We start from the raw sequence: 15,866 nt of genomic DNA on the forward strand, positions 1-15,866 counted from the left end.
GAAAACTGTTCAGGAATAACAGATACAGAAAAAATACTACCTGAAAATCGAGGGGACCTTCCTATCTGAGGTCTCCTGGGAGTCGTACACGGGTGGTTATTCATCGCTTACCTTATTTTGACAAATATTTACTAAGACATGTTGTATAAGCCTCTTTTCGGATTGGGATATATAGAGGAGTAAGTAATCTCCTTCTATATGAAAGAAAGAGGTAATGAACGATGTCAGAAAAAAGATGTTATACAGTGAAAGATTTACAGGAGATTTTAGGAGTGAGCAGACCGTCTGTTTATGATCTTTTGAAAAAAAATGAATTTCGTTGGATCTTAGTTGGAGGAAAATACAGAATTTCCAAGAAGAGTTTTGATGCCTGGCTTGATGAGAATGAAGAATCTGAGTAAAGCTCTCTTTGTGGTCGAAATGATTTTACCATCATTGACAGACTAAAATTATTTCGCATTATGCGTTATATTACATGAAACAGAAAGGGGGATGTGGCTTGTGATCAGTGAACAGATGGATGCAGAATTTCATGAAGTTGCAAATGAGATTGCTAAGAATAGTCCTTATCAAAGAAAAGAATCAGAAAAACGAACAATGATGACTGTTCATGAAATGGGAGATCTGCTTGGAATAAAGAAGACGGATCGCTACTGGCTGCTTCATAAAGGATTCTTCAAAACAAAAGTTGTATTAGGAAAGACTTGGATAGATATTGCCAGCTTTGAGAAATGGTATGCCAATCAGGTGAAATACAAAAAAGTAAATGGCGAAGAACCGGGGAAAGAATTGAAAGCATGGTCTTACTCCCCACAGGAGTTAGCACAGGAACTTGGTGTCACAGACAGTGTCTTATACGACATTTTAAAACGTGAAAATATTGAAACTGTTACGGTGGACTATTGGAAGCGTATTCCCAAAAAAGCATTTGATAAATGGTATGCCAGCCAGTCACGTTACCGAACCAGAGCTGATCGTGAAAAAGATTTGGCTGCAGAAGCTGCAACAATTACGATGCCGGAAATGGCACGATTACTTGGGACTACACGAAGTACAGTTTATTCCATTTTAAATAATCCCAATTATAAAGAGTTCTTTGATTTTGTGGTAATTGCGGATAAGAAAAGAATTACGAAAGAAAGCTTTCAGAGATTTTTAGACGGACAGGATCGATATCACTTGGATGCTCGCATTGAATATTCAGAAGTTGCCGCAGAAGAAAACATGGCACTGGCAGATTTCAGAAGAAAGAAACTTTTTAAGTCCGGTGTTCGTAGAGGAAATGGGAATAAAAACTATTTGACCAGAGCAGAAGCTGCTATGCTTGCGAAAGTGTCAAAGCCGACCATTGATTATTGGGCAAACAAAGGGCATTACACAATTGTAAAAATTGGAGAGTTGGTCCGGATACCCAGAGCAGAATTTGAAGACTGGTTAAATTACAGAGAGAATATGGAGGAGAAATAATACATGGCATCAATTAAAAAACGGGGAAACAAGTTTTGTGTGATCTATCATTACAATGACAGTGAGGGAAAACGCAGACAGAAATGGGAAACATATGACACGAAGGCAGAGGCAAAGAAAAGAGCGAAAGAGATTGAATATCGAGCTGAGATGGGAATCATCTCTGTTCCAAAATGCAAGCTGCTCAAAGAACTGATTGAAGAGTATGTCGTATTATATGGAAAAGATAAATGGGCACTTTCTACATATGAAGGGAATGTGGGGCTGATTCGGAATTATATTATCCCTATTATTGGAGATACTAAACTGTCAGAGATTAATACCCGATTCATGGAGAAGTATTACCAAACATTGCTGAAAACACCTGCAGTAATCAATCCAATCTTTGGAAAAAGATTAAATGAAACGGTAGGAACAAGTACTATTCGAGATATCCATAAACTTCTTCGCAGTGCTTTTGATCAAGCTGTAAAATGGGAGCTTATGGAAAAGAATCCTTGTATCCATGCGACAGTTCCAAAGCATAAAGCAAAGAAAAGAGAAATCTGGACAGCAGAACAATTAATGTACGCAATCGAAGTATGTGATGATGAATTTACAAAACTTGCATTGAATTTGGCATTTGCCGGATCACTTCGTATTGGTGAACTGTTGGGTCTTACATGGGATTGTGTAGACATCTCTCTGGAAGCAATTCAAGAAGGAAGAGCCTACATATATGTGAATAAGGAGCTGCAGCGTGTTTCAAAAGAAGCTGTTAAGGAATTAGATGGAAAAGATGTGTTATTGATTTTTCCGGAAGAAAGCAAACGTTGCAAAACCGTTCGTATCTTAAAAACTCCAAAAACTGATAGTAGCGTAAGAAAAATCTTCTTACCAAAGAGTGTGGCAATGATGCTGATAGACTGGAAAAACTCTCAGAAGGAAATCAAAGAAGTTCTGGGGGAAGAATATCAGGATTATGGACTGATCATGGCTACTTCATATGGACTTCCTGTCAGTGGATCTTTTGTGAGAAAGGGATTAAAAAAGCTGATTGAAGAACACGATCTTCCACCTGTCGTGTTTCACAGTATAAGGCATACCAGTGTTACTTACAAATTGAAACTCAATGGTGGGGATATCAAAGCTGTTCAGGGTGATTCCGGTCATGCCCAGGTCAATATGATTACAGATGTTTATTCTCATATCATAGATGATGACAGAAGAAGGAATGCGGAATTATTTGAAGATGCTTTCTATAATAAAAAGAACTTAGATCCGCAGATCCATGAAGCATCAGCTGCTAATACAGTACAGGTGCCGGAAGGGGTGGATGCAGAGCTGCTTTCAAAAGTATTATCTAATCCTGAAATGGCTGCTCTTCTATCCTCTCTTGCAAAGAGTATGCAGAAATAGTTGTGGACGAAAGTTCTTAACAAATTGATATTCTTGTAGTATAATAAATCTGTAAAAAGAATGATTCGAAAAATTGAATATTGTTTCACCATTTCCGTTTTGTCAGAGGTTTCCGGTGATCGATATTTATGCTTTCGAACTTTCTCGTGAACATTCCCCAAATGGTGGCAAATGCCAATGGTTTGCTAACATAAAGGGGTGTACAGCTAATAACAAAGAATAACAAGGATTGTCTCGGACGGGATTCGGAACCGAAAAAAGCCTTGATTTTACTTGACTTAGGAGCACTTCGCTTAACTGTGTTTGACACCGTAGCGTGGTGCTCCTAAGCGTGGGGTCGGAGGTTCAAGTCCTCTTTGGGACGCCAGCTAACAACGCCGAAAGCCTTTGTTTTCAAGGGTTTTCGGCTTTTTTTAACAAATTCCAGTGTGATTGCTGAGACGAAATAATGTTTTCAAATTTTACTTCAAATTCTGATTTTTGACAAGCCCTAAAAAATCGAACTGCTGTGATAAGACAAAAATTTCTGCTAATCATTAGCAGAAAAAGGGCCGTTTTTGCTAATGAAAATGCGCTTCCAGCTAATTAGGCGAAAAAACGTGCTAAAAACCTTGCTAATTCAAAAGGCGGATGTTCCGAGTGCTAAGCCGTTATAAGAAATAAAATTGAATACTACCATGTACATAGAGCGTCTATTTGCCCCTGTATCGGGGATGGATAGACGCTCTTTTTTTATGCCCAAAATTCATGGGTAAATCTGAAAGATTGGAGGTTTGATTTTTGAGTAAAATCGTCTATTCCCCAGACAAGCCAAACGACTGCCGCTACTGTCATTTTTGGAAAAACAATAAAACGGGCTGCTGTCTGGGCGAAGAAAATTGTTACTACTTAATCTCCGTATCCCCAAAGCCGAAGTCGGAATGTGAAGGTTGTCCTTATGGGCGGGATCATCCCTGCATCGGCTGGTGTACCAGGAAGATTATGAAGGAAGTGGGGGTGCGTTGATATGTATGAGTATGAACGCAATCGCCGTGACAAGCCGAAATGTTGCAAAGACTGCGAGTATTATCAACCCCGATGGAAGTACCGCTTCTGCTATTTTGTCAGATGTCCGTATAAACTGAAGGATACGACTTTCCGCAGAACCCCTCTGAAAAAAGAGTATTTCCCGCAGAAAGAGGTGGTGAGGATGAGTGACGTATGATTATTTCTATGGGCAGCAAGCGGAGATGTTCGCATTCTACCGTGTTCCGAAGGTGCTATTCACCGAGGATTGCTTCTGGAATGTATCAACCGATGCCAAGCTGCTTTACGGTATTCTGCTTGACCGCATGAACCTCTCAGCCCGGAACGGTTGGCTGGACGAGGAAGGCCGTGTCTATATCATCTTCACGATTGAAGAAATCAAAGGTGCGTTGCGAGAGTGAGGTGATGTTGACTATGCAAAGAAAGGAATTGTTAAAGAAAAGTGCTATCCGTCATGCTGAGTATTACGGCATGGTCGAAGTACAGGATGCATTATATGCGGATAGTGCGAACAAAAAGATTTTCACGGATCTGATAAGTATTATCGGTTCAGATGCCAATATCAAAATGGCATATCGTAATCTCAAATCAAACAAAGGAAGCAACACGCCCGGTGTCGACGGTAAGACCTTTAAGGACTTAGCTGAGATGTCAGAGGAAGCATTGGTTCGATGCGTTAGGGACAAAATCCTTAACTATCAACCCAAAGCGGTCAGAAGGGTGTATATCCCAAAGCCGAATGGAAAAATGCGACCATTAGGAATTCCTACTGTAATAGATAGGATTGTACAACAAAGCGTATTGCAGGTTATGGAGCCTATATGCGAAGCCAAGTTTTATCGGCACAGCTATGGTTTCAGACCGAATCGTAGCACTAAGAATGCCGTTGCCGTGTGTTACAAACTGGCGCAGGTGGACGGATTCCACTATGTAGTTGATGTAGATATCAAGGGATTCTTTGATAACGTTGACCATGGGAAGCTACTGAAACAGATATGGACGTTGGGAATTCGGGATAAAAGGCTGATTTCCTTGATAGGAAAGATGCTGAAAGCCCCCATTGAAGAAAACGGGGTTAGAACGGTACCCGATAAAGGCACGCCTCAGGGTGGTGTACTTAGTCCATTACTGGCAAATATTGTTCTGAATGAGCTTGACTGGTGGATAGCCAGTCAATGGGAGGAAATGCCTGCAAAGCATCCTCTGAAAAGCGATATTTATATGAACAAAAATGGCACTCCGAATAAAGGAAACCTGTACAAGAAGTTGCGACAGTCCCGCTTGAAAGAGTGTCACATAGTGAGATATGCGGATGATTTCAAGATATTTTGCAAGTCGTATTCTGACGCTGTCAAGCTGAAGCATGCGGTCGAGCAATGGCTGATGGACAGACTAAAGCTGGAAACCTCTCCAGATAAGTCACGAATTACGAATCTTACCAAAGGCTACAGCGACTTCCTCGGCATAAAATTTAAGCTTTACAAGAAGGGAAAGAAATGGTCTATCAAGTCTCATATGACCGACAAAGCCATCAATTCTCAACAAGCGAAGTTGAAAAATGCCATGGCTCAAGCCTGTAAATCTCATGAGAGTGAACAATCACAGCACGATGACCTCATCAGATACAACCAAGCAGTTATTGGTATGCACCAGTACTATAACATGGCTACCATGATAAATGCGGATGTTCACAGACTGTTCCCGTCGATTGATATAACCATGAAGACGAGACTGAACAGTCGTGCAGACCTCTCCAAGGAAAGACCACCGACATTGAAAGGTGCAATGGACGAATATTTCTATCAGAAGTATGGGGAGTCGAAGCAGGTTAGATATATCAATGGAATGATTGTTGTTCCTGTAGCTTACTGCAGAACGCAGAATCCGATGTTCTTCCAAGTGGACACCAATCGTTACACCCCACAGGGACGTGAACGTATTCACCGCATGCTTGCTAAATCTAAATACGGAGAAACGCTGTTGAAGTTAAGCAGAGACAACGATACGAAACATAGTATCGAATTTTGTGATAACCGCCTGTCACGATTTGTGGCATCTAAAGGTAAGTGTGAACTCTCAAAGGTGTCCCTTGCGTTTGAGGATGTGGAGTGCATATATCTTAATCCACCAAGCCAAGGTGGTACGGATGAATATGCCAACCTCAGAATCGTTCACAAGGATATAAAGCGCCTTATCTATTCTACTGACGTGAAAATCATCAAGTCCCTCATTGATTTATTCGATTGCAGGGCACCTGCCAAGATTGCCAAGCTTAACAAATGGAGAGCCAAAGCAGGATTGGAAGCAGTTAACCTTATAACAATTAACCAGACTTTGAAGTAACTGTATTAGCAATAAAGACTTATCCCATGGAACGCCGTGTGCAATGAAAGTTGCTTGCACGGTGTGGGCCGGGGCGAAAGACCCGCAAGGGTCTGACCTATCGGCATTGCTTTTGAAGGAGGAGCAGACAGCAACCTATTCCGTAGAAATCTGGAAGCGATTCCGTAAATGGGGCGGCCTGCCCACCGGCATCACCCAGAATGTCAAAGACCTGCTTCGTTCCCCGGAGATTGCCAATATCCTCGAAAATTCCGACTTCATTTATATGCTGAATCAGGCAAGCGAGGACAGAGGGATTCTGGCGAAGCGTCTGAATATCTCTCCCCACCAGCTGTCCTATGTGACCAATTCCGGCGAGGGCGAAGGGCTTCTGTTTTATGGCAATGTGATCCTGCCGTTCATTGACCGGTTCCCGACCGATACGGAACTCTACCGCATTATGACCACGAAGCTGAATGAGGTGGTGGCAACAAAGGAGGCGTAAGGCATGGCGAAGAAACCGACACGACTCCGCTTCACCGAAGATGACCTTGCGGATTCTCAGGTGAAGAAAGCTGCTGACCGTGCGGATAAAGCGGCTGACAAAGCAGAAAAAGCGGTAGATAAGCTGGCTTCCAAAAAGAAGGCAACCAAGCTGCGTCAGGAAACGGATGCCGCCGGTTCCCGGAAGGCAAAGCTCCGTTTCGGCAAGGCGGACAACAGCGTGGCTACGGATCGCCCATCTTCGGCAAAACAGCTTGCTACCCGTGGTACGGCTGTGACCCTCACATCCAAGGTGCATCGGGCGGTATCGGAGTATGAAGATGATAATGTCGGTGTTCAGTCCGCACAGGAAACGACAAAGGCAGTGGAATCCACTGCCTACACCGTCGATCACGCCATCTACAGCCACAAACTGAAAGCCCATGATAAGGCCGATAAGTTGGTGCAAAAGTCAGACAAAGCCAATGTGGATGCCCTTTATGAAAAGTTCAAGAAGGATAATCCCAATGCAGGTTCCAACCCGTTTTCCCGCTGGCAGCAGAAACAGGCAATCAAGAAAGAATATGCAGCTGCCAAAGCCGGTAACAGTACGGCAAAGACAACAGCTGCCAAGGGTGCGGAAAAAGCAGCCCAGGGAGCCAAGACAATCACAGAAAGAGCCACGGAGTTTTGCACCACGCACTCCAAAGTCATTCTGCTTGTTCTGGCGGCGGGACTGCTTTTTATGCTTATTTGCAGTATGTTCTCGTCCTGCACTGCCATGTTTCAGGGAGGGACGCAGGTGATTCTGGGGACTTCCTTTACTGCCGAGGACGAGGACATCATCGGGGCAGACAATGATTATAAGGCGATGGAAGCTGCCCTGAGAAATCAGATCAACAACATCGAGCGCACTCACAGCGGTTACGATGAATACCGTTATGACCTTGATGAGATCAACCACAATCCCTATGAGCTGGCGGCATATCTGACTGTGAAGTTTGAGGATTACGCCCGTGAAGAAGTGCAAAGCACTCTGCGGTGGCTGTTCGATCAGCAGTATGAGTTAATTTTGACAGAAGAAGTGGAAATCCGAACCCGTACAGAGACCCGTACCGGCACCTCGACATCCACAGACCCGGAAACCGGCGAGACCACGACGGAGGAATACGAGTACGAAGTTGAGGTTGAGTATGAGTATTATATCCTGAATGTGAAGCTGGTAAACAAGGGATTGAACCGTGTGATCGGAAGCTCCGGTCTGACAGAGGATGAATTGGAGCGATACCGTGTACTCCTCCAGACAAGCGGGAACCGCCCGGACATCTTCGGGGACGACATTTATGCAGTCACCGGCGAATACACCGACTATGATATTCCGGGCGAAGCTCTGACGGATACCCGCTTTGCCAACATGATCCGGGAAGCTGAGAAGTATCTGGGATACCCGTATGTCTGGGGTGGAAGCAGTCCCTCCACTTCCTTTGACTGCTCCGGTTTTGTTTCGTGGGTCATCAATAACTGCGGCAATGGCTGGAGCGTTGGCAGATTGACCGCAAACGGTTTGATGGGTGTATGTGATATTATCCCTCGAAGCTCTGCAAGGCCGGGAGACCTCATCTTCTTCCAAGACACCTATGATACCTCCGGTGCATCGCATGTTGGTATTTATGTCGGCAATGGGATGATGATTCACTGTGGAAACCCGATCTCTTATGCTTCGATTGAAACAAGTTACTGGCAACAGCATTTTTACTGCTTCGGCAGAATCCAAAATTAAGGAGGACATTCTATTGGGTGCCAAATTAGACAGAATCGGTGCAGACCTTGAGAAAGCCCGCAGGAAACGGGCTGAATGGGATGCCAGAGTAAAAGACCTGGAACGCAGATACCGTGAGGAGGAAAACTCCGAAATCCATGAAATGGTTCACGCTGCGAACCTGACCCCTGACCAGCTTTCTGAGCTGCTCCGTATGTTTGCTGCGGATATGGCTCCGAAGCCTGAGACAATCAACGCTATGAACGAGGAGGAGATGCAGAATGAAGATTAAAAGACTGTGTGCCGCTTTTCTGGCGGCTGTGCTTTGCATGAGCGTGTTTTCGACAACCGCTTTCGCCTATACGGATGAGACAGCGGCTTCCAGTATCGAAACCGTGGAAACTGCCCCTGCGGAAACCACGGTTCAGACTGCGGAAGAGCTTCCTTACAGCGTATCCGTAGATGAAGATGGTACTGTGGTATTTTCTTTCAACGGCGAGGACTGGAAGTATGATGCCGGGAAAACCGAGGACGATGGCATGGGAACCGGCAAGGTGGTCACGAACGGTTCCCGGCTAAATGTGCGTACCGGTGCAGGCATGGATTATGAGATCATCGACCAGCTTCGTCCCGGCGAGGAAGTAAAGGTGATCGGGACCGAGGGAGACTGGTATGAAATCACCGTTCCCGAAAAGCATGGCTATGTACACGGTGACTATCTGGAGCTGATTGAGGAAGCCGAGCAGAACAGCGAAATGGATATGGCACTGCTTATGATGTTCATGAATATGTTCATGCAGAATATGGACACCGGGGCGGATGCCAGCGAATCTGCCCTCACTCCCGATGGCAACCTGACACTGGTTGATGATGTCGGCTCGCCTGACAAAACCGGCAAACAATTCATTACTGCGGTCACAAAGAACGGCAATTACTTTTATATCATCATCGACCGTGACGATGAAGGAAACGAGACCGTTCACTTCTTGAATCAGGTGGACGAAGCCGACCTTTTGATGCTGATGAGCGAGGAAGAAGCTGCCAAGTATACCGAACCTGTGGTTGGAACCACTCCAGAACCGACCGAGACGGAACCGGAGCCTGAGGTCACAGAGCCTGCGCCTGAGGAGAAGCCTAAGACGAATATGATTCCGGCTATCCTTGCTCTGCTTGCCCTTGCTGGCGGCGGTGGTTTCTTCGCCTTTAAGAAGTTACAGGAAAAGAAGAAAGAAAAAGAAGCTGCGAAGCCTGACCCTGATGCGGACTATGTAGACGATGATGAGGACTACGGCTACAGCGAGGAATTTGAGGACGACGATGATGTTGACTTTGCCACTGATGAGGAGGACAACGAACCGGTATAATCCGTAACAGGCATGATGCCTGGGGCAATCTTCGGATTGCCTTTACATAGCTCTTTTATTTGGGTTTGATATTGGGAGACAAACCGCTATAATAAAAGAAAGCATAGAGATAAAGAAAGAGATAGATATAGAGATAGAAAAAGAGAGAGAGTTAAAACCGGGACGAGCCGCCCCCGCAGCTTACGGCAGATATAAAAATGTGATTTTGACAGATACAGAGCTTTCTGAACTGAAAGCAGAACTGCCCGACAAATGGGAGTATTACATTGACCGGCTATCCGGCTATATCGCTTCTACCGGGAGGAAATACAAGAACCATGCCGCCACTATCCGCAGATGGGCGGCTGACGATACCGCTAAAGCTGCCCCGAAAAAGGGCATACCCGATTACAGCTACAAGGAGGGAGAAAGTCTATGAAACCAGCTTTTGAAGATATGAGTTTACAGATACCAGCAGCCACCGCCGAGCCGGAGGACTACACAGGTGAGGACGGTCTACTCTACTGCGGCAAGTGCCGGACACCGAAAGAAGCCTATTTTCCGGCTGATAAGGTTGCCCTGTTCGGGCGTGACCGACACCCGGCAGAGTGTGACTGCCAGCGGGCGCAGCGCATGGAGCGTGAAGCCGCCGAACAGCAGAGAAAGCACCGGGACAAGGTAGAAGAACTGAAACGCCTGGGCTTTACCGACCCGGCTATGCGGGAATGGACTTTTGCCAATGACAACGGCAGAAACCCGCAGATGAAAACCGCCCGTTTCTATGTGGAGCATTGGGAGGACATGAAAGCCGGGAACATCGGCTATCTGCTCTGGGGCAGCGTCGGCACAGGCAAAAGCTACCTTGCCGGGTGCATTGCAAACGCCCTCATGGAGCAGGAAATCTCCGTAAAAATGACGAACTTCGCCGCTGTCCTCAATGACCTTGCCGCCACCTTTGAGGGCAGGAACGAATATATTTCCAAGCTCTGCCGCTATCCGCTGCTTATTCTTGATGATTTTGGAATGGAGCGTGGAACAGAGTACGGCTTAGAGCAGGTCTACAATGTGATTGACAGTCGTTACCGAAGCGAAAAGCCGCTGATCGTCACGACCAATCTAAGCCTTGACGAGCTGAACAATCCCCCGGACACAGCCCACAAGCGGATTTATGACCGGGTAACAGAGATGTGTACCCCTGTCTGCTGCTCCGGCGTGAATTTCCGCAGGGAAAAGGCACAGGAGAAAATGGAACGGCTGAAAAAGCTGATGAACGATTGAAAGGAGTTTGCCTATGACCGATAAAAAAGAGCATATCAAACACAGCATGAAAAGCACCGCACCCGCCGACTGCGTGACGGAAATCCGCATAGGGAACTCTGTTCTTGTGGTGTCCGGCTTTTTCAAGCAGAGTGCCACGGAAAACGCAGCCGACAAAATGGCTAAGGTGCTGGAAGCGGAAGCTGCTACACAAAAATCGGCAATATGACGGGCGGTAAAGAAGCATTTTTCACATTTTGCCGCTATACACGCCGCCCCGCCATGTGGTACAATCGAAGTACGGAATAGTGGGGCTGGCTGTCAGAAACGGAGGAAACCATGTTAAGACAGACAACCCAAAACCTTATTACCGCCCTTTATCCGAGATTATCCCATGAAGATGAATTGCAGGGGGAGAGCAACTCTATATCCAACCAAAAGCGCATTTTAGAAACCTACGCCAAGCAGAACGGCTTTACCAATCTCTGCTGGTACACGGACGATGGTTATAGTGGTGCGAACTTCCAAAGACCCGGGTTTCAAGCCATGCTTGCAGACATTGAAGCCGGAAAAGTCGGCACAGTCATAGTCAAGGATATGTCACGTTTAGGGCGAAATTATCTCCAAGTGGGAATGTACACAGAAATGCTTTTCCCACAGAAAGGCGTCCGCTTTATCGCTATCAATGACGGAGTGGACAGCGCAATGGGCGACAACGATTTTACCCCGCTGCGTAATCTTTTCAACGAATGGATGGTGAGAGATACGAGCAAAAAAATCAAGGCAGTTAAGAAAGCAAAAGGTCTAAGCGGAAAGCCTGTTACCAGCAAGCCCGTGTACGGCTACCTCATGGACGATGACGAGAATTTCATCATTGACGAGGAAGCCGCCCCGGTAGTCAAGCAGATTTACCAGCTTTGCCTTGCCGGAAACGGGCCTACCAAGATAGCCCGTATGCTGACCGAGCAGCAAATCCCCACGCCGGGGACGCTGGAATACCAGCGCACAGGCAGCACACGCCGCTACCACCCCGGCTATGAATGTAAGTGGGCGACCAATACTGTTGTTCATCTTCTGGAAAACCGGGAGTACACAGGCTGTCTTGTGAACTTCAAGACGGAAAAACCGTCCTACAAGATGAAGCACAGCATAGACAATCCCATTGAGAAACAGGCGATTTTCGAGAACCACCATGAGCCAATCATCGACTTGCAGACATGGGAACGGGTGCAGGAGTTACGCAAGCAGCGCAAACGCCCCAACCGCTACGATGATGTGGGCTTGTTCTCCGGCTTGCTGTTCTGCGCCGACTGCGGTCATGTGATGTACCAGCAGCGGTATCAGACCGACAAGAGAAAGCAGGATTGCTACATCTGCGGCAGCTATAAGAAGCGCACCGCCGACTGTACGGCGCACTTCATTCGCACCGACCTTTTGACGGCGGGTGTGCTGGACAATCTGCGGAAAGTGACCGCCTATGCACAGAAGCACGAAGCCCGGTTCGTGAAGCTGCTTATCCAGCAGAATGAAATGGGCGGCAAGCGGAAGCTGGCGGCGGCAGCCAAGCAGCTTGAACAGGTGCAGAGCCGCATTGCAGAACTTTCCCGCTACATCAAGCGTCTGTATGAGGACAATGTAAACGGGAAAATCAGTGATGAGCGTTTCATGGAAATGTCCGCAGACTACGAAGCCGAGCAGCGGGAACTGAAAGACAGAGCCGCCGCTTTGCAGGGCGAGCTGGACAAGGCACAGGAAGCCACGGTAAACGCTGAAAAGTTTATGAGCGTTGTCCGCAAGTACCTTTCTATCGAAGAACTGACACACACTCTTTTGCGTGAAATGGTGGAGAAAATCGTTGTTTATGAATGTGAGTATGACGAGAACGAAGTACGCCGCCAGCGCATTGATATTTATTACAGCTTTGTAGGCAAGATTGACTTGCCCGAAGAATAAAGCCCGACCTATCCGACACCCTGCGCAAGTGCCGGATAGGAACGGCAAAATTTTTTACACTTCTATTACTTCTTTATCACACATAAGCAAAGTCGCAGGGCATGAAACAGTTGATGGCGGGCGGCGGCGTTGCCCTTATCGGCCTTACCCTTGTCCCGCTGCTCTCCGGCCTGTTTGGATAATGCCACAAACTAACACTACCCGCCGCGCTCTCCCGCTTCACGCGGGAGGGCGCGGGAAAGGAGGGATTAGCTTTTGATATGGCAGATGATTGAAGATTGGTTTCGCGGCATTTTGACAGACGGAATACTCTCTAATCTCTCCGGGCTGTTCGACAGCGTAAATACAGAGGTTGGAGAAATCGCAACGCAAGTCGGCACAACCCCCGCCGGGTGGAACGCGGGCATATTCAATATGATACGCAGCCTATCGGAAAACGTCATTGTGCCGATTGCGGGCGTTATCATTACCTTTAGGTCAGTTTACAAGGAACTACACGCAGACCGTGAAACGGGCTGCTGACAACAAACGGCGCTATGCTCCCGGCTGGGTGCATAGCACCTGTTTGTTGCGGGGGTTTCCAAAGGGGGCAGCGCCCCATTTGGCACACGACTTTGCGGAGCAAAGTGTAGTGTGTTATACGCTCTGTCGGCGTTGCCCTGAAAATACCGTTGCCGCCGGGGAGGGCAAGGGCATTTGACGCGGCAGGAAAGCAGGGCTTTGTTTGGGGCTGGTAAGCCGGAAACAAAGGGCTGATTTCAGCAGCAGACAGGGCGTATTATGAAAGCCCCCGTCCCTCGTCCTCCGCCCCCGGCCTATGGGACAAAAAGTCCCAAAGCTCTGGACACCGTGACCAGATGTGTGGCCACACTCCGGGAAAAGTAGCAGGACGGCAGGAAACCGTCAAGGCTGAAATGAATGGGCTGACGCCCGGCCTTGACCGTTCCCCGCCGCCCCGCTGGATGGGTGGACAAGGTGGCCAATCCCTAAAAGTGTTTGGCCGCACTCGTTCATTTTGGGGCCTTTCTTCTCCCAAAATTGAAATGGGCGGGAAAGCCCTAAAATGGCTTTCCCGCCTTGATTACCCATTAGCAAAGACGGGCGAGACTGTCAACGGCGGCGCTGAAAGCGCCGTTCATCTTGACCGTTGACTGGCTCGCCTGGCTTTGCTACTGCCCGTAAGAGATGGAAAAACAAGATGGAAAACAAGGTTAAAAATGGTTGACAAGTCTATCGGATGTGTGTTATACTGTGCGACAGTTTGAGATTGGAAGGAGGCTTACGTGTGTTAATTTGTGTACGCTAATAAGCAATAAAAAGTAGAAGTACCTTTCCACATGATGGTGGGCTTTTTTTGCGTGCGTATGCAAAGGAACACGTAGGTTTGACACGAGCAGTCTTTGAACTGTATCGTGGTGTTTTTTCGTGCTTTGTTGTTATGCAGGCGTCTGCCCTCTCTGTGGGACAACGCCTGCTTTTTATTGCAGAAACAAAGGAACAATGCAATAAAAAAGGAGGTTCGCATTATGACCCAAAACAACAATTCATGGAGAAAAACTTATTTTACACTTCTTGCCGGACAAGCAATATCCTTTATTAGCAGCGGTATTTTGCAAATGGCCATTATCTTTTATTTGGTTGCGAAAACTAATTCTGCAATCATATTGACGGCGGCAACACTGATTGGATTTTTGCCGCAAGCCTGTTTAGGCCCGTTTGCAGGTGCTTTTGTTGACCGGCACAGCCGTAAAAGCGTAATGATTGGTGCGGATTTGATAATTGCCGCCGCTGGCGGTATTCTGGCGCTGGTGGCGTTTTACATGGAATTGCCCGTATGGTCTATTATGGTTGTCCTGTTAATCCGAAGTGCGGGAACTGCTTTTCATTCTCCAGCATTCAGCGCAGCAACACCTATGATTGTGCCAAAAGAGGAACTTACAAAATGCGCTGGTTACACGCAGACCATGCAAGCAGTAAGTGCGATTATCAGTCCAGCTGCCGCAGCGTTTTTATATGCTGTTTGGCCTCTTAATGCAATTATATTGTTAGATATTGTGGGTGCAATCCTTGCCTGTGTGACTGTTGCGATTTCGTCCATACCAACGCCTGAACTATGTCCAGAAACGAAAAGACAACAGTTTTTACAGGATATGAAAGAGGGGTATGTGGTATTAAAGCAAAACAGGGGCCTCTTTGCTCTGCTCTGGATTGGTGTAATTTATATGTTCTTTTATATGCCAATCAGTACGCTTTTTCCTCTCATCTGTATGTCATACTTCAAAGGAACACCGGCCCATGCCTCTGCCGCTGAAATTGCTTTTGCGGTTGGTATGCTGCTTGGCGGAGTCATTCTGAGCATTTGGGGCGGTTTTAAGAAACGGCGGTACACCATCGGTCTTTCCGTTCTCCTGATGGGCGTTAGCAATATGCTCTCCGGGCTTTTGCCGCCAGACGCATTTCTTGTCTTTGTTGTGTGCTGTACTGTTATGGGAATTTCCGCTCCATTTTACGGTGTGCAAAATGCGATTTTTCAAGAAACGGTCAAACCAGAATATCTGGGGAGAGTTTTTTCTCTACTGACAAGCGCCGCTTCCCTCGCCATGCCGTTTGGCCTTGTCATTTCCGGGCCTCTGGCGGAGCGGCTGGGAGTTGAGAAATGGTTTGTCATTTGCGGAATTGGCATTATCATCGTTGCGCTTGCCGTATTTTTACTACCCGGTTTGAGAGAGATTGACAATACGCAATAATGGTTCAACTCCAATTTTAGTGGATAAGGGTCAAAAGGGGCGTGGCACAGCCAGCTGTAACTTGCCAGCAACAAGGTATATCATCGAGGCAAATCCTCTGAATGTATTAAA

At 46.8% G+C, this 15,866-nt stretch carries 12 protein-coding genes and 4 pseudogenes; all 16 read left to right on the forward strand.

The annotated features are described in order from the left end of the window. Positions 1 to 221: 221 nt before the first annotated feature. The 16 genes and pseudogenes from ACTQ50_RS17905 (at position 222) to ACTQ50_RS17980 (ending at position 15,755) form a co-directional block, all read left to right on the forward strand. Positions 222 to 401: a helix-turn-helix domain-containing protein gene (locus tag ACTQ50_RS17905; protein ID WP_297872936.1), complete on the forward strand. Its 180-nt coding sequence runs from the start codon at positions 222 to 224 to the stop codon at positions 399 to 401. Positions 402 to 516: 115 nt separating this feature from the next. Beyond that, positions 517 to 1,467, forward strand: coding sequence for an excisionase family DNA-binding protein (locus tag ACTQ50_RS17910; protein ID WP_441485322.1), 951 nt, complete (start codon positions 517 to 519; stop codon positions 1,465 to 1,467). A 3-nt stretch (positions 1,468 to 1,470) separates the two neighbouring features. Next, complete coding sequence (locus ACTQ50_RS17915; RefSeq protein ID WP_441485323.1) at positions 1,471 to 2,865, forward strand: tyrosine-type recombinase/integrase; 1,395 nt, start codon at positions 1,471 to 1,473, stop codon at positions 2,863 to 2,865. Positions 2,866 to 4,058: 1,193 nt separating this feature from the next. Continuing rightward, positions 4,059 to 4,283, forward strand: a pseudogene (locus tag ACTQ50_RS17920) (replication initiator protein A); the annotation flags it as partial. Positions 4,284 to 4,305: 22 nt separating this feature from the next. Continuing rightward, the gene (ltrA, locus tag ACTQ50_RS17925) at positions 4,306 to 6,234 is read left to right on the forward strand and encodes a group II intron reverse transcriptase/maturase (RefSeq protein WP_227163054.1); all 1,929 of its coding nucleotides are present in this window, start codon (positions 4,306 to 4,308) and stop codon (positions 6,232 to 6,234) included. Positions 6,235 to 6,340: 106 nt separating this feature from the next. Continuing rightward, positions 6,341 to 6,718: pseudogene (locus ACTQ50_RS17930) on the forward strand (VirB4-like conjugal transfer ATPase, CD1110 family); the annotation flags it as partial. 3 nt (positions 6,719 to 6,721) lie between these two features. Beyond that, a complete protein-coding gene (locus tag ACTQ50_RS17935; protein WP_441044215.1) occupies positions 6,722 to 8,476 on the forward strand; it encodes a C40 family peptidase in 1,755 nt (584 codons plus the stop codon). Positions 8,477 to 8,489: 13 nt separating this feature from the next. After that, positions 8,490 to 8,747: a DUF4315 family protein gene (locus ACTQ50_RS17940; protein WP_168934190.1), complete on the forward strand. Its 258-nt coding sequence runs from the start codon at positions 8,490 to 8,492 to the stop codon at positions 8,745 to 8,747. Next, complete coding sequence (locus ACTQ50_RS17945) at positions 8,737 to 9,819, forward strand: CD1107 family mobile element protein (protein ID WP_441044216.1); 1,083 nt, start codon at positions 8,737 to 8,739, stop codon at positions 9,817 to 9,819. The genes ACTQ50_RS17940 and ACTQ50_RS17945 overlap by 11 nt, the downstream gene beginning before the upstream one ends. 97 nt (positions 9,820 to 9,916) lie before the next feature. Continuing rightward, a pseudogene (locus tag ACTQ50_RS17950) lies at positions 9,917 to 10,237 on the forward strand (phage replisome organizer N-terminal domain-containing protein); the annotation flags it as partial. Continuing rightward, positions 10,234 to 11,076: an ATP-binding protein gene (locus ACTQ50_RS17955; RefSeq protein WP_009255334.1), complete on the forward strand. Its 843-nt coding sequence runs from the start codon at positions 10,234 to 10,236 to the stop codon at positions 11,074 to 11,076. The pseudogene ACTQ50_RS17950 and the gene ACTQ50_RS17955, both read left to right, overlap by 4 nt. A gap of 46 nt (positions 11,077 to 11,122) precedes the next feature. Beyond that, the gene (locus ACTQ50_RS17960) at positions 11,123 to 11,284 is read left to right on the forward strand and encodes a transposon-encoded TnpW family protein (protein ID WP_441485324.1); all 162 of its coding nucleotides are present in this window, start codon (positions 11,123 to 11,125) and stop codon (positions 11,282 to 11,284) included. Between the two features lie 110 nt (positions 11,285 to 11,394). Next, on the forward strand, positions 11,395 to 13,008 hold the full coding sequence (locus ACTQ50_RS17965; RefSeq protein ID WP_009255332.1) for a recombinase family protein: 1,614 nt from the start codon (positions 11,395 to 11,397) through the stop codon (positions 13,006 to 13,008). Between the two features lie 86 nt (positions 13,009 to 13,094). Then, positions 13,095 to 13,190, forward strand: a pseudogene (locus ACTQ50_RS17970) (Maff2 family mobile element protein); the annotation flags it as partial. A gap of 73 nt (positions 13,191 to 13,263) precedes the next feature. Beyond that, the gene (locus ACTQ50_RS17975) at positions 13,264 to 13,530 is read left to right on the forward strand and encodes a VirB6/TrbL-like conjugal transfer protein, CD1112 family (protein WP_441044227.1); all 267 of its coding nucleotides are present in this window, start codon (positions 13,264 to 13,266) and stop codon (positions 13,528 to 13,530) included. 1,004 nt (positions 13,531 to 14,534) lie between these two features. Continuing rightward, positions 14,535 to 15,755 carry an MFS transporter gene (locus ACTQ50_RS17980; RefSeq protein ID WP_002584949.1) on the forward strand — a complete coding sequence of 407 codons (1,221 nt, stop codon included), beginning with the start codon at positions 14,535 to 14,537 and terminating at the stop codon, positions 15,753 to 15,755. The last annotated feature ends 111 nt before the right edge of the window (positions 15,756 to 15,866 follow it).

This window comes from Blautia sp. Sow4_E7, assembly GCF_052116245.1.
GTDB lineage: Bacteria > Bacillota > Clostridia > Lachnospirales > Lachnospiraceae > Blautia_A.